The sequence below is a fragment of the Protofrankia sp. CiP1_Cm_nod3 genome (assembly GCF_982290655.1).
Genome location: NZ_CEVIVD010000060.1, coordinates 1 through 23,451, shown reverse-complemented (window position 1 = coordinate 23,451; position 23,451 = coordinate 1). Strand labels below are relative to the sequence as shown.

At 69.0% G+C, this 23,451-nt stretch carries 26 protein-coding genes; 5 read left to right on the top strand and 21 right to left on the bottom strand.

All coding sequences use genetic code 11. The features are described from left to right. Positions 1–48: 48 nt before the first annotated feature. The 4 genes from AC5LUJ_RS13470 to AC5LUJ_RS13455 form a co-directional block, all read right to left on the bottom strand. Entirely contained in the window at positions 49–906 is an 858-nt protein-coding gene (locus AC5LUJ_RS13470) for an amino acid ABC transporter permease (RefSeq protein ID WP_250285509.1), read from the bottom strand. Next, positions 903–1,553, bottom strand: a complete 651-nt coding sequence (locus AC5LUJ_RS13465) for an amino acid ABC transporter permease (protein ID WP_250285510.1) — start codon at positions 1,551–1,553, stop codon at positions 903–905. Before AC5LUJ_RS13465 ends, AC5LUJ_RS13470 begins: the two co-directional genes overlap by 4 nt. A gap of 93 nt (positions 1,554–1,646) precedes the next feature. Continuing rightward, a complete protein-coding gene (locus AC5LUJ_RS13460; protein ID WP_445548571.1) occupies positions 1,647–2,507 on the bottom strand; it encodes a glutamate ABC transporter substrate-binding protein in 861 nt (286 codons plus the stop codon). Between the two features lie 157 nt (positions 2,508–2,664). Beyond that, entirely contained in the window at positions 2,665–3,384 is a 720-nt protein-coding gene (locus AC5LUJ_RS13455) for an amino acid ABC transporter ATP-binding protein (protein ID WP_445548573.1), read from the bottom strand. 459 nt (positions 3,385–3,843) lie between these two features. On the opposite strand from AC5LUJ_RS13455, the gene AC5LUJ_RS13450 reads away from it, so the two are divergent. Together AC5LUJ_RS13450 and AC5LUJ_RS13445 are read left to right on the top strand one after the other, a co-directional pair. Further along, complete coding sequence (locus tag AC5LUJ_RS13450) at positions 3,844–4,101, top strand: hypothetical protein (RefSeq protein ID WP_250285512.1); 258 nt, start codon at positions 3,844–3,846, stop codon at positions 4,099–4,101. 67 nt (positions 4,102–4,168) lie between these two features. Continuing rightward, complete coding sequence (locus tag AC5LUJ_RS13445; RefSeq protein WP_493465028.1) at positions 4,169–5,074, top strand: pyridoxamine 5'-phosphate oxidase family protein; 906 nt, start codon at positions 4,169–4,171, stop codon at positions 5,072–5,074. A gap of 122 nt (positions 5,075–5,196) precedes the next feature. Here the strand turns inward: AC5LUJ_RS13445 and AC5LUJ_RS13440 are convergent, their stop codons facing one another. From AC5LUJ_RS13440 to AC5LUJ_RS13410, 7 genes are all read right to left on the bottom strand, one after another. Continuing rightward, positions 5,197–6,732 (bottom strand): ABC1 kinase family protein, encoded by a 1,536-nt coding sequence (locus AC5LUJ_RS13440; protein WP_250285514.1) that lies wholly within the window; start codon positions 6,730–6,732, stop codon positions 5,197–5,199. Beyond that, positions 6,729–7,490 carry an SDR family oxidoreductase gene (locus AC5LUJ_RS13435; RefSeq protein ID WP_250285515.1) on the bottom strand — a complete coding sequence of 254 codons (762 nt, stop codon included), beginning with the start codon at positions 7,488–7,490 and terminating at the stop codon, positions 6,729–6,731. Before AC5LUJ_RS13435 ends, AC5LUJ_RS13440 begins: the two co-directional genes overlap by 4 nt. After that, positions 7,490–7,975 (bottom strand): SRPBCC family protein, encoded by a 486-nt coding sequence (locus AC5LUJ_RS13430; RefSeq protein ID WP_250285516.1) that lies wholly within the window; start codon positions 7,973–7,975, stop codon positions 7,490–7,492. Before AC5LUJ_RS13430 ends, AC5LUJ_RS13435 begins: the two co-directional genes overlap by 1 nt. A 17-nt stretch (positions 7,976–7,992) precedes the next feature. Beyond that, positions 7,993–8,424: a polyhydroxyalkanoate synthesis regulator DNA-binding domain-containing protein gene (locus tag AC5LUJ_RS13425; protein ID WP_250285517.1), complete on the bottom strand. Its 432-nt coding sequence runs from the start codon at positions 8,422–8,424 to the stop codon at positions 7,993–7,995. Beyond that, positions 8,421–8,912, bottom strand: a complete 492-nt coding sequence (locus AC5LUJ_RS13420) for a polyhydroxyalkanoate synthesis regulator DNA-binding domain-containing protein (RefSeq protein WP_250285518.1) — start codon at positions 8,910–8,912, stop codon at positions 8,421–8,423. Before AC5LUJ_RS13420 ends, AC5LUJ_RS13425 begins: the two co-directional genes overlap by 4 nt. A 97-nt stretch (positions 8,913–9,009) precedes the next feature. Further along, on the bottom strand, positions 9,010–9,264 hold the full coding sequence (locus tag AC5LUJ_RS13415; protein ID WP_250285519.1) for a hypothetical protein: 255 nt from the start codon (positions 9,262–9,264) through the stop codon (positions 9,010–9,012). A 275-nt stretch (positions 9,265–9,539) separates the two neighbouring features. Further along, on the bottom strand, positions 9,540–10,361 hold the full coding sequence (locus AC5LUJ_RS13410) for a TetR/AcrR family transcriptional regulator (protein ID WP_250285520.1): 822 nt from the start codon (positions 10,359–10,361) through the stop codon (positions 9,540–9,542). Positions 10,362–10,552: 191 nt separating this feature from the next. Between AC5LUJ_RS13410 and AC5LUJ_RS13405 the strand changes: the two genes are divergently transcribed. Continuing rightward, entirely contained in the window at positions 10,553–12,133 is a 1,581-nt protein-coding gene (locus tag AC5LUJ_RS13405) for a DHA2 family efflux MFS transporter permease subunit (RefSeq protein ID WP_493465027.1), read from the top strand. Here AC5LUJ_RS13405 and AC5LUJ_RS13400 read toward each other — a convergent pair. The 3 genes from AC5LUJ_RS13400 to AC5LUJ_RS13390 all read right to left on the bottom strand — a co-directional run bounded on the left by AC5LUJ_RS13400 (position 12,102) and on the right by AC5LUJ_RS13390 (position 14,975). After that, a complete protein-coding gene (locus AC5LUJ_RS13400) occupies positions 12,102–12,785 on the bottom strand; it encodes a TetR/AcrR family transcriptional regulator (protein ID WP_250292790.1) in 684 nt (227 codons plus the stop codon). The genes AC5LUJ_RS13405 and AC5LUJ_RS13400 overlap by 32 nt on opposite strands. A gap of 38 nt (positions 12,786–12,823) precedes the next feature. After that, positions 12,824–14,299, bottom strand: coding sequence for an MFS transporter (locus AC5LUJ_RS13395; protein ID WP_250284190.1), 1,476 nt, complete (start codon positions 14,297–14,299; stop codon positions 12,824–12,826). 241 nt (positions 14,300–14,540) lie between these two features. Next, positions 14,541–14,975 carry a MarR family winged helix-turn-helix transcriptional regulator gene (locus AC5LUJ_RS13390; protein ID WP_493465026.1) on the bottom strand — a complete coding sequence of 145 codons (435 nt, stop codon included), beginning with the start codon at positions 14,973–14,975 and terminating at the stop codon, positions 14,541–14,543. Between the two features lie 70 nt (positions 14,976–15,045). On the opposite strand from AC5LUJ_RS13390, the gene AC5LUJ_RS13385 reads away from it, so the two are divergent. Then, entirely contained in the window at positions 15,046–16,560 is a 1,515-nt protein-coding gene (locus tag AC5LUJ_RS13385) for an MFS transporter (protein WP_493465025.1), read from the top strand. Positions 16,561–16,635: 75 nt separating this feature from the next. Here the strand turns inward: AC5LUJ_RS13385 and AC5LUJ_RS13380 are convergent, their stop codons facing one another. The 3 genes from AC5LUJ_RS13380 to crcB are packed head-to-tail and all read right to left on the bottom strand — an operon-like array spanning position 16,636 to position 17,841. Next, positions 16,636–17,010 carry a fluoride efflux transporter FluC gene (locus AC5LUJ_RS13380; RefSeq protein WP_250284196.1) on the bottom strand — a complete coding sequence of 125 codons (375 nt, stop codon included), beginning with the start codon at positions 17,008–17,010 and terminating at the stop codon, positions 16,636–16,638. After that, a complete protein-coding gene (locus AC5LUJ_RS13375) occupies positions 17,007–17,351 on the bottom strand; it encodes a DUF190 domain-containing protein (RefSeq protein ID WP_250284197.1) in 345 nt (114 codons plus the stop codon). The genes AC5LUJ_RS13380 and AC5LUJ_RS13375 overlap by 4 nt, the downstream gene beginning before the upstream one ends. A 49-nt stretch (positions 17,352–17,400) precedes the next feature. Further along, complete coding sequence (gene crcB / locus AC5LUJ_RS13370) at positions 17,401–17,841, bottom strand: fluoride efflux transporter CrcB (RefSeq protein WP_493465024.1); 441 nt, start codon at positions 17,839–17,841, stop codon at positions 17,401–17,403. A 151-nt stretch (positions 17,842–17,992) separates the two neighbouring features. On the opposite strand from crcB, the gene AC5LUJ_RS13365 reads away from it, so the two are divergent. After that, on the top strand, positions 17,993–19,201 hold the full coding sequence (locus tag AC5LUJ_RS13365; RefSeq protein WP_250284201.1) for a YncE family protein: 1,209 nt from the start codon (positions 17,993–17,995) through the stop codon (positions 19,199–19,201). Positions 19,202–19,283: 82 nt separating this feature from the next. Here AC5LUJ_RS13365 and AC5LUJ_RS13360 read toward each other — a convergent pair whose 3' ends face one another. From AC5LUJ_RS13360 to AC5LUJ_RS13345, 4 genes are all read right to left on the bottom strand, one after another. Continuing rightward, positions 19,284–20,627 carry an ABC transporter permease gene (locus AC5LUJ_RS13360; protein WP_493465023.1) on the bottom strand — a complete coding sequence of 448 codons (1,344 nt, stop codon included), beginning with the start codon at positions 20,625–20,627 and terminating at the stop codon, positions 19,284–19,286. Then, complete coding sequence (locus tag AC5LUJ_RS13355; protein ID WP_250292784.1) at positions 20,624–21,793, bottom strand: ABC transporter permease; 1,170 nt, start codon at positions 21,791–21,793, stop codon at positions 20,624–20,626. Before AC5LUJ_RS13355 ends, AC5LUJ_RS13360 begins: the two co-directional genes overlap by 4 nt. After that, positions 21,793–22,572, bottom strand: coding sequence for an ABC transporter ATP-binding protein (locus AC5LUJ_RS13350; protein WP_250284206.1), 780 nt, complete (start codon positions 22,570–22,572; stop codon positions 21,793–21,795). Before AC5LUJ_RS13350 ends, AC5LUJ_RS13355 begins: the two co-directional genes overlap by 1 nt. 72 nt (positions 22,573–22,644) lie before the next feature. After that, positions 22,645–23,385: a sensor domain-containing protein gene (locus tag AC5LUJ_RS13345; protein WP_250284208.1), complete on the bottom strand. Its 741-nt coding sequence runs from the start codon at positions 23,383–23,385 to the stop codon at positions 22,645–22,647. Between the last annotated feature and the right edge of the window lie 66 nt (positions 23,386–23,451).

Genomic DNA, 23,451 nt, shown 5'->3' with positions numbered 1-23,451 from the left:
CCGGCTGTCGGGCCACGGGCCCGGCGTGGGCGCAGCGCTATCCGGTGGCTATCCGGTGGACAGGTCCTCCGCGGGCACGGACGGCCTGGCCCGCCGGCCGGACAGCCGCGCCTCCAGGTAGGTCGCCAACCTGGTCACCAGGTAGTTGACGAGGATGAAGATGCCGCCGATGACCAGATAGGTCTGGATCGGGTTGTGCAGGGTCTGGATGGCGATCAGGGCCCGGCGCAGCAGCTCCTCGTAGGAGATGAAGGCCCCGAGCGAGGTGTCCTTGAGGATCACCACGAGCTGGCTGATCAGCGCCGGCAGCATCGAGCGGAACGCCTGCGGCAGCAGGACGATCCGCAGCGTCTGGCCGCGGGTGAGGCCCAGGGCGGCGGCCGCCTCGCGCTGCCCCTTCGGCACCGCGAGGATGCCCGCCCGGACGATCTCGGAGATGACCACCGAGTTGTAGGCGGTCAGACCGATCACGATGTACCACAGCGGCGGCAGCTTCAGCCCGTAGACCGGGAGAACCTGCGCCGCGAAAAAGATCGCGATCACCACGGGGACGCCGCGCAGCAGCTCGACCACCCCGACCACGGCCCACCGGTACCACCGGGCCGCGGAGATCCTGGTCGTCGCGATGAGCACCCCGAGCACCAGGGAGAAGGACATCGCCAGGCCGGCGGCGGTCAGGGTGTGCACCAGACCGCCGCCGAGCAGACGCCACAGGGCCGGGAAGTTCTCGTCGCCGGGGTTGAACAGCGGGCTCCACCGGCTGCCGTCGAACTGGCCGTTCGCCGCCAGCCGACGGACGGCCAGCGCGGCCAGCGCGGCCAGCGCGATGCCGGCGGCCACGCTGGCGACGGCGATCCGCCGGCGTCCCCTTGGACCCGGGGTGTCGTAGAGGACTGAGCCGCTCACCGGGTCACCCGTAGCCGTTTCTCCGCCGCCAGCACGAGCAGGCCGGTCGGGATGATGATGATCAGATATCCGATCACGACCCCGGAGTAGACCGGTAGCGCCGGTTCCCCCCGCGCGCCGTTGAGCGTGCTCGCCACGCTGTAGAGTTCGCCGCCGACCCCGAACGCGCCGACGATCGCCGAGTTCTTCACCATCGCGATCCCGACGTTGCCCAGCGGGGGGATGACCGCCCGCAGTGCCTGCGGCAGGATGACCAGCCGCAGCGACTGGCCGAAGGTGAGGCCGATCGAACGGGCGGCCTCCGCCTGACCGGCGTCCACCGCGCCGATTCCGCTGCGTACCGCCTCACAGACGAACGCGGCGGTGTAGACGGTGAGCCCGGCGGCCCCGAAGGCGAAGTACGAGCCGTTGATCCCCACTTCCGGCAGGCCGAAGGCGAAGGCGAACAGGACGATCGTCAGCGGACAGTTACGGACCAGCGTCACATAGGTGGTGCCCACGGCACGCAGGGGCGGCACCGGCGACACCCGGAACCCCGCGAGAACGATCCCGAGCAGCAGCGCCGCCACGGCGACCAGACCACAGATCTTCAGTGTTCCCAGCAGGCCGTCGGCGTACAGGCCTAGGTTGTCGGTGATGACATCCATGGCGGCTCCGGGGTGGCATCGACTCAGGAGACCGCGCGGCTCATCGGGGCCGCGCGGTCCACAGCGGTTACGAAAGGCGCGGGGGCCCGACGGTCAGGAGCAGGTGCCGAGCGTGGGCAGCGCCGGGGCGCTCCCGGCGACCTTGCCCGCCGTGGCCTCCCACGCCTTGGCATAGCGGCCGTCCGCCGCCGCCGCGGTCAGCTGCTCGTCGATGAACTGGCAGAAGGCGGTGTCACCCTTTTTGATGCCGATACCGTAGGGCTCGGTGGTGAAGGGCTTGCCGACGAGCTTGAACGCGCCGCCGCTGCTGTCCACCAGGCCCAGCAGGACGACGTTGTCGGTGGTGACGGCGTCGACCTGGCCGGTACGCAGCGCGTCCGCGCACTTGGAGTAGACATCGAAGAGCACGATGTTGGACGCGTCGGCGTATTCCTTGATTTTCTCGGCCGGGGTCGACCCGGAGACGGAGCAGACCTTCGCGTTCGCCGCGCGCAGGGACTCCGGCCCGGTGATCGTGGTGTTGTCCTTCTTCACCATGATGTCCTGGCCGGCCTGGTAATACGGGCCGGCGAAGCTGACGAGCTGCTTGCGCTTGTCATTGATGGTGTAGGTGGCGACGATGAAGTCCACCCTGCCCTGCTGGATCGCGCCTTCCCGCTGGGCCGACGGCGTCTCGATGAAGGTGATGTTCTCCGGGCCGATCCCCAGGCCGGCGGCGATGATTTTCGCGATTTCGACGTCGAATCCGTCGACCTTGCCGCTGAGGCCCTTCAGCCCGAACAGCGGCTGGTCGAACTTGGTGCCGACGGTGACCTTCCCCGCCTCGGCGAGCCTGGCCGCCGTGGTGCCGGTGGCGAAGGTGGGTTTCGCCGTGGTTTCGGCCTCGGTACCGGTCGTATCGCTCCCACAACCGGCGGCGGCGAGCGCGACGGTACCGGCGACGACGGCCGTCACCAGCCTCCGTCGCCGCCGTGGGTGCCGCTGAAGCGGCTGGAACGGATGGAGCTGGCTCAGCAGGCGTGGAATCCGCATGGTCGTCCTTTCGAGGGGATCATGTCGGCTGTGGACGGGGGAAGGAGAGGCGGGCCGGCTCACCGGTGAGCCAGCGCGGTCAGTGCGGGAGGACCCGGGCCAGGAAATCGCGAGCCCGCTGCGTCCGTGGGCTGTCGAAGAACTCCACCGGCGTGCCCTCCTCGAGGATTCCGCCGTCGGCCATGAACACGACCCGGTCCGCGGCCTGCCGAGCGAATCCCATTTCGTGGGTGACGACCACCATGGTCATGCCGTCGCGGGCGAGTTCGGTCATGACGTCGAGCACTTCGGCGATGTATTCCGGGTCGAGGGCCGAGGTGGGCTCGTCGAAGAGGATCACTTTTGGGTCCATGGCCAGCGCCCGGGCGATCGCGACACGTTGTTGCTGCCCGCCGGAAAGCTCGGCCGGATAGCTGCCGGCCTTCGCGCCGACGCCGACCCGGTCGAGCAGTTCCCGGCCTCGGCGCTCGGCCGCCTCCCGGGGGATTCCCCGGACCTTTGTCGGCCCGAGCGTGACGTTCTCCAGCGCGGTCTTGTGGGCGAAGAGGTTGAACGCCTGGAAGACCATGCCCACCTCGGCCCGTAACCGCGCGAGCGCGCGGCCCTCCTCGGGCAGCTGCCGCCCGTCGATCGTGATCCGCCCGGCGTCGATGGTCTCCAGCCGGTTGATGCAGCGGCACAGCGTCGACTTGCCCGATCCCGACGGGCCGATGACGACGAGCACCTCGCCGCTGTGGACGGTCAGGTCGATCACGTGCAGCGCCCGGAAACCGCCGAAGGACTTCTCGACGCCCTCCATGACGATCAGGGGTTCACCTCGCGCGCTCTTCGTCACGTGCAACCCTTCGGTCAGGACGTGTAACCCTTCGGTCAGGTTGAGCGGAACGGTAGCAGGTGTACTCCGCATGTCTCGGCGGTGTGTCGGATGTCGAATACCGCATACCCATCCGACCTTCATGATCATTATTGTGATGCTCGGCGGCCCCGTGGCGGGTGTGCCTCCGTGCGGCCGAGCGGATGCTGCTCGGAGAGCGTTGACGGGAGCTCGGATCGCTACTGTCAGTTATTGGCGGTAGCCGTATGGTCACTTCTGGTGTCCGCCCGCTTGCCGGCCGGCCTGTCGTATCGGTGTTGCCGGTATGTGACGACGATCATCAGATCGTTTCCGCTGGCAATCCTTGACATGATTATTACGCACCGCGTAAGTTCTACGCATCGCGTAAATCGCGCAGAACAAGAGCCTTCAGGGAGGCGTGCCGTGGCAACCGGGACCCGTCGTAAGAACACTCTCACAAAGTTCATCAGTGATGTCATCGACGACAGCAAGGACCTGGTAGACGACCTGATCGACCGGGCGAAGGACGTCGAGAACGACACCCGCAAGGCCGTCACCAACGTGGTCAAGGAAGAGGGCGACATCCCCAGCGGTGACGATCTTCAGGATCTCAAGAAGGCGCTCACCGAGCTGACCGCGAAACTCGACCAGCTTTCCGCGGTCAAGGGCACCGGTAAATAGCACTGACGGATTACGGGGTTGGTGTCGGATATTCGGCGCCAACCCCGTTGCTACGTTATGGGGCTTTATGCCTGCCATCGTCTTCGAGCCGTGGGTGGACGACACCGACACCGTGGATGTCGGGGTGCTGACCAGGCTCGGTCCGCATGTGACCCCACAGATATTCGACGTCGACGACCCCCACCTGTTACTTGTCGCTCCCCGTAGCTCCGTCAAGATACGCGCGTTACGGCGGGACGACCGGATGAGCGTGCTCATCCGTGCTGGCACGAAGTTTCTCGCGGCGTCCGGATACGCGTCGATCGTTGATCCACTCTCCCCGGTCGACCTGCTGTCCCCGGGCCGCCTGCTGCGTGCCCCGACGACCGTGGTCTCGTTCATCGGCCGCAACAACCGCCACCTCACCGGCATGGCGGCCGACCTGGGCCTGCGTACCGCGACCCTGCCCACCAGTCGGGTACTCGTCGAGCTCGACGTCGTCCGCACCATCGAAACGACGTCCGGAGGCGGGATCGTGGCCGCCGGGGACTGGCCCGAAGCGAACCTGCTTCTTACCGGAACACCCGAGACACGGATCACACCTCCCGCCGGGCCATGGTCCGCGGACGAGCGGCGGATCCTCGACGAACTCCTCGAGCATGCACGTCCCGTGAGCGTGGGCCTTCGGACGGCTGCCGGGCCGGTCGTGCTGCCCGGCACCTGGGAGCCGGACACCGCCCTTGTCCGGGTTCCGGCGGCGTTGGCGAGGCTGGTCGGCGTCACCTCCGGCGCACCGGTGTCCGTCACGGCCCACACCGGCGGTCACCGGCTCGACAGCAAACGAGGGGTACTGCTCCGGGGCGAGGGAGAGATCCGCCGAGACGGGACGGACATGCTCCTCGGCATCAGGAACAGCCGCGCGACGGTGTGGCGAGGCGACCGTTCGCGCACGGTCCGTTCGGAGTCATCCTCCGCGCGGGAGCCACAGCCGTAGCGTAGGTGGAAACCGCTGTGGCAACGGCTGTTTCCACCTACGAGCACGGAAGCCGTAGGTGGAAACAGCCATGGTGACGACCGAAACCACCTACGCCTTCCGACGGGAGGGACAGCATCCGCTCAGCCTGCTCGGCGTCGTCTGGCGAGCCAGGCTGCGGCGGCGACGGCCAGCAACATGTTGCGGTTGCTGCGTGTCCTCGCGTCGGCCCGGTCCTCCTGACGTGACCGGCGGGCCTGTACCGCGTTGACGTTGACAGTGAACTCACGGTTGGAGATATCTCGACCGAGAGTACGCAGTTGCTCGACGATGGACATCGACCCGCCCATCAGGTCGAGCACCAACTGCGCCGCCTGCTCCTGGGAGAGCAGCTCGCGGACGAGATCGAAGAGGATGTCCCGGAACTCCTCCTCGAAGACGTCGGTCACCGAGAGCTCGGGCGAGAGATAGCGCACCGAGCCCTCGAGATTGGCGAACGACTTGCCGAGCAGCGCGACCACCGGGCTGGTCTGGATACCGCGCCGGCTGGAGAACTTCAGGATCGACGTCAGCGCGACACCGAGGTTGAGATCCTCCAGGCTGGCGTCGGCGATGGTGGGCACGAAACCGCAGCAGTCGCTGACGAATGCCGGAATGTTGGCCCAGGAGCTGGCCCGGCCCAGCTCGATCCATGCTTTTGCCAGCCCATGACCGTCGTTCTGCGAGAGGGCGACCAGAATGCTCGCGAACGTCAGCGACTGGCGCCGGTCCATTCTCCCGACCATTCCCCAGTCGATGAGGTACGCCTTGCCGCCGGGTTCGACGAAGACGTTGCCGGGATGGGGGTCGGCGTGGAACATCCGGTCGACGAAGAAGCCGCGGTACATGAAGCTGAGCAGGTCGCGGCCGATCGCCTCGCGCTCGGCGTTGGTGAACTTGTCGCGGTTGGCGTCACGGATGGACGTGCCGGGTGCGAGCTGCTGCACCAGCACCTTCTTGGTGACGAAGATGACCTCGGGCACGGCGAGGTTGTCGAACCCCTCCATCGCCTCCCGCGCGGCGTCCATGTTGCGTGCCTCGACGCGGAAGTCCAGTTCGGCCTTCATGGCGTCGAACATGATCTCCATCATGGCGGTGAGGTCGAAGACGTCGTCGAGGTCGGGCACCCGTTTGGCGAAGAACTTCCCCAGCCGCTTCAACATGGCCATGTCGTCGAGCATCACCGGGGCGATACCCGGCCGTTGGATCTTGACGACCGCCCGTTCGCCGGTGCGTAGCGTGACGGCGTAGACCTGCGCGAGCGAGGCCGCGCCGAGCGGTTTGTCGACCTTGATGTCCAGGAAGGCGCTGCGCCAGTCGCGCCCGAGCTCCTCCTCCAGAATGGGCTCGAAGGTCTCGAACGGCGCGACGGAGACCTTTTCGTGGAGGTTCTGAAACTCGTCGATCATGTATTGCGGCATTATGTCGGGGCGGGTCGACAGCATCTGGCCGATCTTCACATAGAACGGGCCGAGTGACTCGAGCGCGTGCCGGATCCCCCTGGCCCGGGTTTTTTCGCGTTCCTCGCTGTCGGCGGAGTCGTCGCCACGCTTGCGACGCAGCCCCACCGCTCCGCTGATCTCCTGTAGAAGAAGTTGGGAGAGAACTCCCGCGACCACCCGGGCACGGCTGTCGCTCATGTCCTGATGCCGCCGTCGACGCCGAGAACCTGGCCGGTCACGTAGGATGACGCCGGGTCGAGCAGGAACAGCAGTACCCGGGCCACCTCCTCGTGTTCGCCGAGGCGGCCGGCCGGTACCAGGGACTCGGCCTCCTCCTGCAGACCAGGGAAGACATCGAACGACTCGTCGTGTAACAGGCCCGACTCGATGGTGTTGACGGTGATGCCGGCTGGCGCGAGCTCCCGCGCGAACTGTCGGCTGATGGTGAACAAGGCGTCACGTAACCAGGTGTGCGGGTTGGTGGAGCTCTTGCCGCCGGGCAGGGCGTTGAGCACGGTCACGATGCGGGCCGTCGCTCGCCCTGAGAGATGCGGCGCAGCCGCTGAGGTGAGATTGAACACACCGGACAGACTGCCCAGCAGGAGGCGCTGCCATTCCTGCGGAGACAGGGATGTCAGAGGCACCGCGTTCACGATGCCTGTCGCCTGCTGATTGCCGATCGTCGTGACCAGGATGTCGAGCCCACCGTGATGGGCGGCGGCCTCGGCCAACGCCCGGGAGCAGTCCTGCCAGGATGCCACGTTTCCCTGATGCGCCGACAACGGTTTGCCGCTGCGCTGTTCCAGGAACTCGTCGACTTCGGGGCGCCTCCGACTGTAGCCGACGGCCACGCGCGCCCCACGGGCGAGCAGTGCGTCGGTCAGACTGGCGCCAAGGTTACGCGTGCCGTCCGCCACGAAGGCTACTTTACCGAGGAGAGTGCCCTCGTCACCCATCAGGCGGCCGGGCCGGAGCGGAAGAGCAGCCGTTGCTTGCTCTGCCAGTGCTGGGCCGCCAGGGTCCCTATCCGGGACGCCATCGACTCGACATGTTCTTCGACGTGGTCGGGTAGCACGCGTCGCAGCTTAGAGGGATACCGGTGTCCGCAGTCGACTTCCGCGACATAACGCAGGCTGGTCTCGTCCTCGGCGACCGAGGTCAGGTCGAAGACCTGGGTCGAGAGCACGTCCAGGGAGGGCACGCGGATGGACCAGGTGAGCTGGTGCGGCGGGATCGCGGAGTCGATGTGGGCGGTCGCGTCGACGAGACGGCTCAGCGGTCCCCACGACAGCCGCACCTTGATGCGGTGGGCGCCGTCCTCGTCGACCTGGATCGGGCCGGAGATCTCCGGTGAACGCCTGAGGATGTCGTCCAGGCGTTCCAGTTCGGTCCAGACCTCCCCGATCGGCGCGTGTACCCGCACCGTGGTCTCATGATGCACCTGACCGTCTCCCCTTCTCAGTCGCGGCCTGGGATCGTACGGTTTTCATCGCCGGTACCGGGAAAGCTGTTGCCGCGCTGCCCCCGTAGGCTACGATGAGACGTCAAGCCATTATGGGATGTCATGCCGCCGCCATTGTCTCGCTTGTCGAGAGCGGACAGTAGCGAACCGGCAATAGCGGAGAGGCTCGCGGGTATGCCGGTCTGCAGACCAACCTTGTCCACCAGCGCGCCCTTGAGCGCGTCGGCCAGGACCTGGTTGGTACAGTCCTCGCCCGAGCCGTCACGGACAGCTCGGAACCGGCGACCGGCCTGGATGTCCTCGCGGATCTCGCTGAGCGGAATCCGCCGATGTTCGTTGATGTCGTAGAGGCTGCCGTCGCTGTCACGTCGCAGGCGGCGGTAGTGCCCCCGGGGCGGGCGTGGAGTACGGCGCTGATTCAGGCTCATTGGTCCACATTCTGCGCGTCCGAGCCTTTGCGAGCATCAGGGGGTGGCTTGGGGGAGACATGATCTTTCTGGTCGCGGTCTGCTGCCGGTTTCGCGGGTCGCGTGGTGTCAGCGTCGCTGATGAGCGCGGACACCACACGGGTGAGTTCGTCGATCTGTGCTCGTAGATCGCGCAACTCGTCCTGCTGCTCATGGCGGTCTTCGACGACGATCCGGGCGATGCGGTTCGGCATGCGGATCAGCTCGGCCAGGGGCAGGTCCGTCGAGTCCCGGTTGCTCAGCACCCGGCCGAGAAAGTGGGCTGTCATGTCGGCGCCGGTCTCGTGGTCCTCGACCCGGATGTTCTCGCCGTCGCGAATGAGCCGCTCGATCTGGCGGAGCGAGGTGAAGCGCCGCTCCACCGTGTCGTAGAGCTTGCGGTTCGCGTAACGCCTGATCAGCCGCTCGGTCGCACCATCATCCGAGACCGGCATGGCAGCCGCGTTCATCGATGGTCCATCCTTTGCCTCATGCTTGATTGTAAACATAAGATCAGGCCGGCGCCCTGGATCCGTCCAGAGCGCCGGCCTGATTGCCATGCGACAACTACTTGCTGCCAGCCTTGGTCTCGGCGAGCTGGTTCACCTTGGAGGTCAGCTCCGCGAGGGCCTTCTTGAGGTCCTGCAGCTCATCGCTGCTGGGGCTGTCGTCGTCGACGACGTTCCGCGCGGTCCTGCGCAGGTCGTCCTCAAGGTCGCGGCTGCGGTCGATGAGGTCGTCGACGAGGTCCTTGGTGTTGTCGACGATGTCCTCGATGAACTTCGTCAGCGTGTTCTTCCGCCGACGGGTGGTAGTGGCCATGCTGCCCCTCCTTCATGGTTGACGCTGTCCGGGCTGGTGGTGCGGTCCCGACGCCCCGTATGTCTTACGCATTGCGTAGATTTACGCAATGCGTAAGACATGTCAACCACTGCATTGGGGATTGTGGTATTGCTCACTCTGGGTGTTCGAGTTATACCAATTGGGTGTTTATGTACGGTCTGGGCCGTACTGCGCGGAGAGGCGTCGATTCGCTCGTCCGTACCCGGCCGCGCTGATTGTCCGGCCCTGTCGCGACTGGCCCTGTCGCGGCGCGGTTACCGCCGGCCCGCTCCCCGGACGGCGTCCGGGCGGCGGCGAGGGCCGCGGGGGAGCTCCGGCAGGGAGGCGGCGATGCCGGCCAGCACCCACGCCAGGCCCTCGTCGAACCTCTGCTGCGCATCGCCGTGGTCGGTCAGCGCGGACAGGTCCGGATCCAGCTCGGCGATCCGGGGAAAGTCGCCGGTGTCGACGAGAGTCCGCAGGTAGCTCTGGACCAGCTGCCGCTGCTCGGTGGCGTCCACGTCTCCCCGGGGCGGCCTGACCTGGTCGAGCCGTTCGGTGACGAGGTGCCCGACCGTGTAGGTGTCGACGGCCCGCAGAATGCGGATCCGATGCCGCTGGTCGATGTCGAGGCCGGCGACGGCGGCCAGGGACTGCTCCAGATGGCGCATGGCGTTGGGCCCCAGGCGCGGCCAGTGGCCTCTGGCCTTCACGATCCACGGATGTCGCAGGGCAACAGCGCGCGTTCGCTGGGCGATCGTCCACAGCGCGTCCCGCCAGTCGGCGGGCAGCGGTTCGGGAACGATGATGTCGGCCATTGCCTCGTCGGTCATCAGCTCGAAGAGGTCGTCCTTGCGCTGGATGTGCGAGTAGAGGCTCATCGGACGGGCGCCCAGCGCCGCCGCGACCCGCCGGATGGAGACCGCCTCCAGCCCTTCGGCGTCGGCCAGCGCGATCGCCGTGTCGACGATCGCCTGCCGGGTGAGCCCCGGTTTCCTCTCCTTGGCCAGGCGGGCCCACAGCAGGCCTGCCGGCGGCCGGTCGGCCCGCGGGGAGGCGTCCGGCGTCTGGATCGCGGCATGGCGGTCACCGGGCACGGGACGAGGGTATCGCCGGATCCGATCCAGCGATACTTCGTACGGTGAATCGATACGCCGTATCGCCTGGAAGACGCTGTACGGGTTGTCGATACAGTGTAGCGTCGGCCGTGGTCGCGTATCCGTCCGGCTACGTCGCGCCAGGGCGTTCCAGGCATCGACCGTCCCCGAACCGTTCCCGGAGGCTCGTGATGGCACAGACCCAGGCGTCCACCGCATCCGAGCGGCCGGACGAGCCGGACGAGCCGGGCGGGCCGGAGCCGGCGAAGGCGAAGCGGGCGGAGAGCGACCGGCTCGACCCGGCGCTGCTCCGGCTCGCCGGGATCATCCTGGTCGGTACGGTGGTCGTGCAGCTGGACGCCACGATCATCGCCGTCGCTATCGACACCCTGGGCCGCTCGTTCGGCGTCGGGATCTCGACGATCCAGTGGGTCAGCACCGGCTACATGCTCGCGCTGGCGATGGTGATCCCACTGACCGGCTGGTCGGTGGAGCGCTTCGGCGGCAAGCGGATGTGGATGCTGTCGCTGGCGTTGTTCCTCGTCGGGTCGGTGCTGTGCGGGATGGCCTGGTCAGCCGGCAGCCTGATCGCCTTCCGGGTGCTGCAGGGCATCGGCGGTGGCATGCTCCTGCCGCTGATGCAGACCATCCTCGCCCAGGCCGCCGGCCCGCGGCGGATGGGCCGGCTGATGGCCACGGTCGCCGTGCCCGCCCTGGTGACGCCCGTCCTGGGCCCGGTCATAGGCGGTGTGATCATCGACACCCTGAGCTGGCGCTGGATCTTCCTCATCAACGTGCCGGTCTGCCTGGCCGCCCTGCTGCTGGCCTGGCGGGGGCTGCCCGACATGCGGATCCCGGGCCGGCATCCGCTGGACATCCGTGGGCTCGTGCTGCTCTCCCCGGCGCTGGCGGCGGTCGTCTACGGTTTCTCGGCGGCGGGCAGCCGGGGCAGCTTCACCGACCTCGAGGCGGTCGTCCCACTGGTCGCCGGAGCGGCCCTGCTGGTCCTGTTCGTCGCGCATGCCCTGACGAGCGAGGCGGAGCCGATCATCGACCTGCGGATGTTCCGCAGCCGGTCCTTCACCGGCTCATCCGGGATCATGTTCCTCTCCGGGATCGCGCTGTTCGGCGCGATGTTCCTGCTCCCGCTGTACGAGCAGCAGGTCCGTGGGCGCAGTGCGGCCGAGGCCGGGCTGCTGATGGCCCCGCAGGGAATCGGCATGATGATCGCCATGGTTGTGGCCGGCCGGCTCGCCGACCGGGGGGCCGTCCGGCCGCTCGCCATCACCGGCCTGGTGCTCAGCGTGCTGGGTACCGCCGCCTACACCCAGGTCGGCACCGGCACCAGCGAGTGGCTGCTCGGCGCGTCCCTGGCCCTGCGCGGTGTCGGGCTGGCGGCGGTGATGATCCCTGTCATGTCAGCGGTCTACCACGGCCTGCACCAGGACGAGATCCCCCGCGCCACCTCGGCGGTGCGGATCTTCCAGCAGGTCGGCGGCTCCCTCGGCACCGCCGTGCTCGCGGTGGTCCTCGCCCACGGGATCGCTGACCGGGGCGGATCCGCCCGGGTGGACGCGGCCGGGCTGGCGGACGCCTTCGGGAACACCTTCTGGTGGACGCTGGCGCTCACCGCCGCCGCGGTACCGTGCGCCTTCCTGCTACCCGGCCGGAGGACGGCCGTCCCCTCGCGGCCGGCCGTCCCCCCGCAACCGGCCGTCCCCGTCCAGGGGAGCGATCCGGTCAGTGCAGACGCAGCGCGGCGGAGCTCGTGACCACCCGCTCCCACTCCTGCGCGTCGACCGGCGGGGTGGCCAGCGGCCGTGGGCCGTCCGGGCGCAGCCCGTCGAGGAGCAGGTCCAGATGGCGGCGCCACACCATCGGCGCGACCCGGTCGGTCGCGTCGACCAGGCTGGTCACCGTCCACAACAGGACGGAAATATCACGGTAGGTGACGTCCGGGCGTAGCCGGCCGGCCTTGCGGGCGGCCTCGAGCAGGCCGTCCACCACCCGGTGGATCTCCTCCCGCAGCGGCCGGCCGAGGGCCGAGTCCCACAGCCGGCTGTTGCCCCTGCCCTCGCTGGCGTGCCGTTCCACCAGGGTCCGCACGAACGTCTCCAGGCGCTCGCCGGGCTCGCGGTGCTCGCCGGCGGCCCTGGCCAGGCCCAGCATGCGCTCGAGGTAGGGCAGGGCGACCGCGTCCAGCAACGCGCCCTTGGTCGGGAAACGGCGGTAGACGGTGCCGATGCCGACTCCGGCGCGGCTGGCGACCTCCTCCATGGTGAAGGCGGGACCGCGCTCGCCGTACACCTCGGACGCCGCGGAGAGCACCCGTTCCCGGTTCCGCGCCGCGTCGCAGCGTAGCCGTTCCGGCGCTGTCGTCTCTGACAGCGCGGGCACGGACGAGGTTTCCGCGGTCCTGCTCATGACGACACGGTAGTAGTGTCACGCGGCGAACACAGCCGCTAGCAGGACTGTGTGGTCGCCGGAGCACCGCCGCGCGGCTCGGGCAGCGTCATGTTCCTGGCGGCCGGAGCCTCGCTGGCCGGGGTGCCGGTGGGCTGCCGGCGTAGCGGCACGATGGCGGCCGCCACCGCGGCGGCAACCATCGACACGGCCAGTACCGCGAAGCTCACGCTGTAGCCGTGCTCGCTCGGCAGCCCGCTCGCCAGGGCGCCGGAGGCCAGGATGCTGGTGACGACCTGGCTTCCGATCGACCCGCCGATGGTGCGGATGTTCGCGTTCATCCCGGTCGCGGCCCCGGTCTGGCCGGCCGGGACGGCCTCGATGATCAGGTTGGACATGGACGAGAACGCAAGCCCGATACCGAGGCCCTGGATGGTCGTGGCGACGAAGAACTCCCAGGGCTCGTGGTGCGCCACCGAGAGCATCAGGAACGGGACCGAGGCCAGCAGGGAACCCACCACCAGCGGCTGCTTGGCCCCGCGCCGGGCGGTGATCCGGCCGATCAGGGAGCTCATAATGATCATAGCTATGCTGCTGGGCAGCAGATACAGCCCGGAGACGGTGACCGAGGCGTCGAAGCCGTAACCGGCCTCCGGGGGCGCCTGCAGGAACGGCGGGATGACGATGAAGGTCGAGTACATTCCGACGCCGAGCAGCAACGCCGCCACGTTGGTCCACCACACGGCCGGGACGCGCATCATCGTCATGTCGATCAGCGGTACGGCGGAGCGTTCCTCCACCTGGATCCACAGCACGATCAGCACCACGGCCGCGCCGAACAGGCCCAGTGTGCCGCCGGACGTCCAGCCCCAGGCGCTGCCCCGGTTAAGCCCGAGCAGCAACGCGACCAGCCAGCCGGACAGCAGTGCCGCGGCCGGGAGGTTGACCCGTCCCGGGCTGCGCACCGGGGACTCCGGGATGAACAGCGCCGTTACCAGGGTGGCGAGCGCCGACATGATGAGCGGGATCCAGAACAGCCAGTGCCACGACAGGTGGTCGACCACCGGCCCGGCGATCACTATGCCGAGCGCGCTGCCGATACCGAGCATCCCCGACATCAGCCCGATGGCGCCGGGCACCCGGCGGGCCGGGAACTCGTCGCGGATGATGCCGAAGGACAGTGGGAACAGCCCGCCGCCGATCCCCTGGACCACCCGGGCGACGATGAGCACGCCGACCGAGCTCGTCAGCGCGGCCAGCAGCGATCCGGCGGTCAGCGAGGCATAGACGACGACGAGCATCTTCTTCTTGCCGAACATGTCGCCGAGGCGGCCCAGGATGGGTGTCGCGACCGAGGCGGACAGCAGGTAGGCGGTGAGCACCCAGGTCACCGTCGTCTGGGAGGTGTGCAGATCCCGCTGGACGACCGGCAGGGCCGGCAGCACCATCGACTGCAACAGTGTGTAACCGGCAGTACCGAGTGTAAGCGCGGCAAAAGTGATGGCGACCTGCTGGTCGCTGCGTTCTGTGGACATGGGCCTCCGTCCCGGACAAGCGGAATTGCCCTCCGGATCGTAACAGTTAAGTGGAGTTTGATTCCGCTTAATCGTCCGGTCACCCGGCGGCCCGAAGTCGGCCCAGCCGCTGGCGGCCGAGACTGCCGCAGCTCGCCGCAGGCGCCACGCGTGGCCGCTTCACGCCTCATCCGGCGTCGTGGCTGGTGTACTGGTTGCTGACCGGCCCTGACCGATTACGATCGATCATGTATGGTCGCCGTCAGTCGTGGGACGGCGTACGCTCCGCCAGTGCGGCGGCGAGCAGGAGGCGCAGGGCCGTGCGTTCCTGGGGGTTCAGCGTGTCGAGGATCCTGTCCTCGACGGCGTCCATCCCGCGTTCGGCGGCCGTGAGGGCGCTGCTGCCGGCGCGCGTGCGATAGACGAGGTGGCGCCGGCGGTCGGTGGGATCGCGCCGGCGTTCCACCCAGCCCGCGCGCTCGACCTCGTTGAGGAGCAGCACGAGGTTGTTCGCGTCCAGGCACAGCACATCGCCGAGATGCCGCTGGGGGACACCGGTGTCCTCGCTGAGATGGTTGAGGATCACGAACTGCTTGAGCGTCATGCCGAGCACGTCGTCGGTGGCCTCCCGGTACACGCGCCGGGCGAGGCGTGTCAACAGGACGATCAACCCTGAGGTGGTTGCGGCGACGCTCATGATTCCAACGATCTTATCATCGTGGTGTCAATATTGATTCGTTGATAGTCAACGGTATAGTGACTATTCCATGAGCGACATCATCGTTCCGGCTCCGGTCACACGCTCCCGCTCGCGGCGGCGATGGCTCGCCCTGCTCGTTGCCCTCACGGCGCAACTAATGATCATTCTTGACTCCAGCGTGGTGAACGTCGCGCTGCCCGTCATTCAGAACGACCTGCGCTTCAGCCAGGCCGACCTCACCTGGGTCGTCAACGCCTACATGATCAGCTATGGCAGCTTCCTGCTGGTCGCCGGCCGGCTTGGCGACCTTGTCGGCCGGAAGAAGGTCTTCCTCGCCGGCATGGCGCTGTTCACCGCCGCCTCGGCCGCCTGCGGGCTCAGCGACGGGCAGGAGTTCCTGATCGCCGCCCGTTTCGCGCAGGGCCTGGGCGGAGCGCTGGCATCGGCGACCATCCTCGCGTTCATCGTCACCGACTTCCCGCAGCCACATGAGCGGGCCCGGGCGATGAGCGTCTACCTGCTTGTCACCGTCAGCGGCGGTTCGCTCGGCCTGCTGCTCGGCGGTCTCCTCACGCAGGCCCTGGGCTGGCACTGGATCTTCGTCATCAACATCCCGATCGGCCTGCTCGCGTTGCCGGCCGCGGCCGTGTTCATCTCCGAACGCCCCGGCAGCGGCCTGCGGCAGGGGGCCGACCTGCCAGGTGCCGTCCTGGTCACCGCGGCGACGCTGATCGGCATCGACGCCATCGTGCAGGCGGCCGAGTACGGCTGGCTCTCGGGGTACACCCTTGGCCTCGGCGCGGTCGCGGTCGCGCTGCTCGGCGCATTCGCCGTCCGTGAGTCGCGCACGTCGAACCCGCTCGTTCCGGTACGGATCCTGCGGCTGCGCAGCCTCATCGGTTCCAGCGCCGTACGCGCGGTCGTGGCCGCCGGCATGTATGGGGTGTTCTTCTTCGGGGCGCTGTACCTGGAACAGGCCCTCGGGTACGACGCCGTCCACACCGGGCTGGCGTTTCTGCCGCAGACCGTCATGGTGGCCGTGCTCTCCGTCGGGATCACCGCCCGGCTCGTGTCCGCCTTCGGACCCGAGCGGGTCCTCATCTCCGGGCTGATTTCCATGATCGCTGGACTGCTGCTGCTCGCCTGGTCGCTCGGGGGTGAGCGCGTCGACTACTTCCCGGGGCTCTTCTTCGCCTTCATCCTGGTCGGGCTGGGGACCGGCGCGGTTTTCATGCCCCTGCTGACCATGGCCGTGGCCCAGGTCGCGCCCGCCGACGCCGGCCTGGCCTCGGGGATCGTCAACGTCTCCATGCAGATCTCCGCCGCGGTCGGCCTGGCCGCGCTGGGGACGCTGTCCAGCAACCGGACGGCCAGCCTGCTGGCCGACGGCCACAGCCAGCTCGCCGCGTTCACCGGCGGCTGCCGTCTCGGGGCGCTCACCGGCGCGGGATGCGTGGCGTTCGGCCTCCTGCTCGCCGTCACCGTGCTGCGCGCTCCCCGGAGCGGACGGAAAACCGCGGGCATCCCGGCCCAGCAGGCCAACGAGCCCACCCTGCCCGAACAGCCGGTCTCGTCATCGTGACGGTTCTCGTCCTTGCATCTCGTCCTCGTATTTCGTCCGCGCAGCTCGTCATCACGGTCCTCAGCTCCGTGGCTCTCATCCCCACAGCGCCCGGGCGACGGCCGTCCCGAGGACGGCGGCGCCGAAGGCGGCGAGGACGCTGCCGGCAACGTTCGCGGCGGCCAGCAGCCGGGCGCCGTCCTGCGCCAGCCGCAGCGTCTCGTAGGAGAACGTCGAATAGGTGCTCAACGCCCCGCACAGCCCGGTGCCGACCAGCAGGCCCACCCGGGCGGGGGCGGCGCCGGCCAGCACCGCCCCGCCGACCAGGCCGAGGACGCCGCTGGCGACCACGTTCACGGTGAACGTGCCCCAGGGGAAGAGCGTGTCGTGGCGGGCCTGCACCGCCCGGTCGGTCAGGTAGCGCGCCGGGGCGCCGACCATCGCCCCCGCGATCACCAGTAACCAGCTCACCGGTCCGCCGCCCGGCCGGTGTAGCGGATGACCTCGACCTCGTCGATGATCACCAGGCCTTCGGTGACGAGCTCGTCCAACTGGGGCAGGAACGCGCGGACCCGTGGCTCGTCGTCGACGATGACCACCGCCGTCGGCAGGTCCTGGCTCATCGACAGCAGCCGGGTGGTGTGCACGACGGAGGAGGCGCCGAATCCCTCCAGGCCGCGGAACACGCTCGCGCCGGCCAGCCCGGCGGCATGGGCGCGATGCACGATCTCGGTTGCCAGCGGACGGTGATGCCACATGTCGCCCTCGCCCACGAACACCGTCAGCCGCAGTGCCCGCCCGGTCAGCCTCATCGCTTCCACCTCACTATCCGTGATGGTCCAGAGTGGTCGTCGGCGGTCGTCAGCGGCCGTTCCAGCGCACTGTCAGTGATCGTCCCGCCGTGGACGCCAGCCACACGGCGCCCAGCGCCAGCGCCGCGGTCGACGTCAGGTAGGCCAGTGCCGTCCCGGCCCGGCCGGCGTCGACGAGCCGCTCGGCGTCGACCGCGTAGGTGGAGAAAGTCGTGTACCCGCCGAGGACACCGGTGCCGAGGAAGGGGCGTAGCAGCGGATGCGCCGCGGGCAGCTCGGTGATCGCCGCCATCAGCAGGCCGATGGCGGCGCACCCCGTGGTGTTCACCAGCACCGTCGTCCACGGGAAGGCGCCGGCCGGGGCCGGCCAGAGCAGCGATGCCGCGTAGCGGGCACACGCCCCCGCCGCCCCGCCAAGCGAAATTACCGTCAGTAATAAAAATAGCCCCTGGCGCGGCTTCGGGTGTGGCGCTGGAATGTACGAATCCACGCCAGGATCGGCGGATTTGACGACTTTCCGTGATGGGGTGCTGTCCATACGCGCCTTCCTGGCTGGATAGCCTCCTATGCGGCCGGGTGCCACCAAGGTGGACGCCTCTACGCTTGTCGTTCCCGAACCCGCCGGAATCGGAGCATGCCCTGTGTGGACATACCACGACGCCCGATCGTCACGGGCGTTGCGCCTGGTGGTCATCGCCGCGTTGTGGCTCGGCGTGGTCGCGGCCTGCGGCGAGGAAGCCGGGCCGTCCGAGCCCGCCCCGCCCCCGGCGCGGGCTTCGGGAGCGGCGGCGAGCCCGCCGTCCCCGCGGTCGCCCCCGCCGTCGTCGACCGCCGTCGGCGGGGGCGGCGGGGCACAGCCGGTGAACGTGTACGCCGCCGCCGGGGCGAACCAGCTCAGCCCCGCCGTCCGCGGGGCCAGGCAGCTCGTCTATGTCCCGAACAGCGACAGCGACACCGTGGACGTGATCGACCCGGCGACCTTCCAGGTGGTCGACCATTTCGTGACCGGTGGCACTCCGCAGCACGTCGTCCCGTCGTGGGATCTGTCGACGTTGTACGTGACCAACAACACGGGTAACAGCCTCACCCCGCTCGACCCGGCCACCGGGAAGATAAAAGGGCCGAACATCCCCGTCGCCGACCCGTACAACATGTATTTCACGCCGGACGGGAAATACGCGGTCGTTGTCGCCGAGGCGCTGCAGCGGCTGGACTTCTACGACCCGAACACCTGGGAGCTGCGCACCCAGGTGAAGGTCGACTGCCCCGGCGTCGACCATGTCGACTTCGCCGCCGACGACTCCTTCTTCGTGGCCACCTGCGAGTTCTCCGGCAAGCTGGTCAAGGTCGACCTGCGGACGCTGTCGGTCGTCGGCTACCTGGTGGTCGGTGGCATGCCGCAGGACATCAAACTCGATCCGCGGGGCGAACTGCTCTACGTGGCCGACATGATGGCGGACGGCCTGCATATCATCGATCCGGTGCGGTTCCAGAAGATTGGTTTCCTGGCGACGGGCAAGGGCGTGCACGGCCTTTACCCGAGCCGGGACGCGACCGTGATGTACGCGTCGAACCGCGGCGAGGGCTCCATCTCCGTCATCGATTTCGCGACCCGCCAGGTCCGGCAGAAATGGCAGCTCCCCGGCGGCGGCAGCCCGGACATGGGCGGGGTGTCCGCCGACGGTTCGGTGCTGTGGCTGACCGGCCGCTACAACAGCGAGGTCTACGCGATCTCCACCAGGGACGGCGGCCTGCTGGCCCGCATCAAGGTCGGCCCCGGCCCGCACGGCGCCTGCGTCTGGCCCCAGCCCGGCCGCTACTCCCTCGGCCACACCGGCATCCTGCGCTGACGCGGCCGGCTCGCGAGACGGCCGTCGCCGCCGGGAAAAACCGGGAAAAGCCGAGAAAAGAACGTGTAGTGGACGGACGAGGTCACGGGGTGACCGACGCGGCGACGGGCGGGGTGCGCAGGGCGTGGAGGGTGGGGAGCAGGGTGGCGGACAGGGTGAGCGCGGCGGCTGATCCGGTCACCGCCAGGTAGATCCACAGCGGGCCGTGCGGCAGCGGCGAACCGCTGACCGCGAGGCTGAACGGCACCAGCGTGGTGATCGACACCAGCGTGCCGAGCATGATGCCGCCGGCGACCACCAGCACCGCCTCGGCGCTCATCATGCGCAGCACCTGGCCGTGGGTGGCGCCGGTCAGGCGTTGTACGGCGAACTCCCCACGACGTTCGGCGGTGGCCACGATCAGGGTGTTGACCAGCGAGAGCACCGTGTAGCAGATAATCATGAAGGCCAGCAGGTAGTTGATCCACATGCCGGTCCGCTCCTGCTGCGCGTGCGCCGAGCGCAGGGCGTCCTGGCCGGCCGCACGCAGGCCGGGATGGCCGGCGGCGAAGCGGGTGAGGGCCGCGAGGAGCGTGCCCGGTTCAACGTCGGGGGCGGCGCGTACCAGGATCTCCTGCGCCAGGCCGGTCCTGGTGTGCGGGGCGACGAGTTCGGCGGGCGCCAGCATGGTCTCGAACCCGTGGCGCGCGGTGAACAGCGCGACCACCTTCGCCGCGACCCTGGTGTTGTCGCCCAGCCACAGGGGCACGGTGTCACCGAGCCTGTAGCCGAAGTGCCGCGCGCTCGTCGTGGCCAGCGCCACCGTGTCGCCACGCATGTCGGCCAGGGTGCCGGCGGTCAGCGCGACCGGTGCGGTGCGGTCCGCGCCGTCGGCGGTGATGCCCCGCAGCGGCACGGTCTCCCGGTAGCCGGTCTCCGCGACCTCCTCGCTCTCCAGGTAGCCCTCGCTGTTCACCACCGCGCTGGCCTGGCCGACACCGGGCAGCGTGCGCACCGAGCGCACCAGGTCGACCGGGAAGCCGCCCGCGGTGGCGGTGAGCGCGGCGTCGGCGCGCAGGTTCTCGGTGTAGGCCCGGTCGGCGGCCGCGGACTGGGACGTCTGGAGGTACAGCAACGAGGTGGCCAGGCCGGTGGCAAGCATGACCGGTATGATCATGCCGGCTGTCCTGACCCGCCGTGTTCGCGCGTTGAGCAGGGCGAGATGGCCGGCGAGCCCGCACATCACACGAAGCGGTACGTACAGCACCGCTACGATCACTCTGGTCAGGCCGGGGCCGAGCAGCGCGAAACCGGTGGCCCACAACATGGCGGTCGGGCCGGCGGTGCTCGCCGCGACCGGGCCCTTCATCACCAGCGCGGTCACCAGGGTCAGGGCCATCCCGCCGGCCAGGAACAACACCGCGAACAGGATGCGCGGCCAGCTCACCCAGCGCCGCCGCAGGCCGGCCTCGACCAGCGCCTCGGTCGGCCGGGTGCGGGCCGCGGCCCAGCCGGCCGCCCAGGCGGCGAGCAGCGCGGTAGCACGCTCACCGCCGAGCCGGCCAGCGTGGGCACGAAGCCCTGGTGGAACACGATCGCCGGGGTGGCGACACCGCCGTCGGTCAGCTGGCCGAACAGGAACCGCCCGACCGGCTCACCGAACGGGTAGGCGGCCAGGGTGGCCAGCAGGCCGAGGACCGCGGTCTCGCCGAGCACCAGCCGGCGCAGCTGGCCAGGGGTGCAGCCGATCGCCCGCAGCAGCGCCATCTCCCGCTGCCGTTGCTGCACGGAGAGGCCCAGGATGCCGGCCACCACGAAGACGGCCACCAGCACCGCGAGCCCACCGAACACGCCGGCCAGTACGATCATCGTCTCGCCGCCGTCCGCGGCGTCGGCGAACTCGGCCAGGCCGCGCTCGTTCCCGGTCAGCAGTATCGCGGGCGTGTCCTTCAACGCTGTTGCCAGCGCGTCGCGCAGCTGCCCGCCCCGGACGCCCGGCGCGGCCAGCACGCCGATCGCGTCCACCCGGTCGGCCGCGGGCACGATCCGGGCGACGTCGGGCTCGGCGAAGAACAACGCGCCCGCGGCCGGCCGCTCCGTGGACACCACACCGCTGACCCGGAACCGTGCGGGGACGCCGCGTACCACGACGTCGACCTGGTCGCCGACATGGACGCCGGCCCGTGCCGCGGTGGCCGCGTCCACCGCGACCTCGTGTTCGGCCGGCGCGGCGCCGTCGCGGACCCGGTATCGGCCGAGCGCGCTCGACGCCCAGGCGTGCCCGATCCGCTGATCGCCGTCGGTGACCGGTGTGCCGTCGCGCAGCGGCGCGGCGGGGAACGAGAGGTCCGGCACGGCATCGGCGACGCCGGGCACCGACCTGATCCTGGCCACCAGCGCGGCGTCCAGCCGGACCGGTTCCGGGTGCGACTGGTCGCCGGTGACCACGACATCGGCGGCGACCAGCCGCTGCGGCGGGACCGCGGTACGGATCCCGGTCTCCATGAGGCCGCCACAGGCCATCACCAGCACCGCGCCGAAGGCCAGCGCGGCGAACGACGCGGCGAAGCCGCCGGCGCGGTACCTCAGCGTCCGCAGGGCCAGGAGCGGCATCAGGACACCTGCCCGGCCGGCGTCCTGCCCCGCGCACCGAGCTTGGTCATCTGCTCGGCCAGTGCCTGTGCCGTCGGCTGGAGGATCTCGCCGACGAGCCGGCCGCCGGCCAGGAACACCACCCGGTCGGCGTGCGCGGCCGCGACGGGGTCGTGCGTGACGATCACAACGGTCTGGCCGCCGGTGCGGACCGCCTGCCGCAACAGGTCGAGGATCTCCAGGGACGTGTAGGCATCCAGCGCGCCGGTCGGCTCGTCAGCGAAGATCACCGAGGGCTGGGTGATCAGCGCTCTGGCGATGGCCACCCGCTGCTGCTGGCCGCCGGACAGCTCACCGGGCCGGTGCCTCCCGCGCTCGCCGAGCCCGACCCGCGCCAGCACCGCGTCCACCGTGCCTCGCCCGGGCCGGCGGCCGGCAAGGCGCACCGGCAGCGCGACGTTCTCCGCCACGGTGAGCGCGGGCAGCAGATTGAACGCCTGGAAGACAAAGCCGATTCTTTCGCGACGCAGAATGGTCAGCTCGCGTTCACCCAGGCTGGTGATCTCCCGGCCGTCCAGGGTCACCGATCCCGAGGTCGGGGTGTCCAGCCCGGCCGCGCAGTGCAGGCAGGTGCTTTTACCGGAGCCCGACGGGCCCATCACCGCGGTGAAGGTGTGGCGGCGGAACACGATCGACACCGAATCCAGCGCGACGACGCCGCCCCGGGAGCTGCCATAGACCTTTCGGACGGCATCCAGGCGCACGACATCGTCCGCCGCGGAACCGCGGGATGCGACCACAGTGTTCTGCTCCCCTGGTTGGATTCAGGTTCCCAGGAATTCTTTTTCATATGCGGACGCCCCGGTCCGGACTTACCTGTCCAGGTGAAGAGGCGCCAGGGAGAGAGGTCCAGGTTCGGTGAGCATGCGTCTGGCGTCGGCCAGTGGATCGACCGGCGGTCGCAGCAGCATCGTGGCGACGGCGCGGTGCAGGCGGGCGGCGGCGACCACCAGATAGGCCAGCAGCACGCACAGGACGGCGAATCCGATGGCGGCGAGCAGCGCGGTGGACAGGTCGTCGACCTTGATTCCGGTGCCGGGCCCGTCGTCCGGGAAATAGCCGAGCTGTACCCCGTGCTCGCCCGGAATAGACCAGTACCACAGGGGCAGGAGAGCCCCGGCCACACCGGCGATCCAGAGCAGCAGGGCGGTCAGGTCGAGTGCGAACAACAGAGGATAAAGCAGAATCAGATACACGCAGTCGCGTATCGTGGCCGGATCGGTCCACCGGGTCCTGGCCTGAGCCAGGATGCCGGGTTTCAGGACCGGCCGATAGGCGTTCGGGATGCGCCATCCGGCCAGCCCGGCGCGCAGCCGCTCGATCTGGGCGCAACCGCGGATGATGCCGGCCGCACCGACCAGTACCGGCACACCGAGCCAGAAGATGCCGGTAGCCGCGGCGACCGAGAGAAGACTGAGGCAGACCGCGAACAGCACGGTGCCGACCAGCAGGTATCCACCGAGATATCCGGCCGCGATCCACGGCGCCGAGGAGAGCGGGAGACGGATCGGATGCCGGCCGTGGCGCAACGGATCATTTTGTGGACTGGTCATCCGACGCTCCGTAGCAGCTCCTCGACCGCCGTGAGTCGTCTGGTCAGCCCCGCAAGTTCGGTTCTC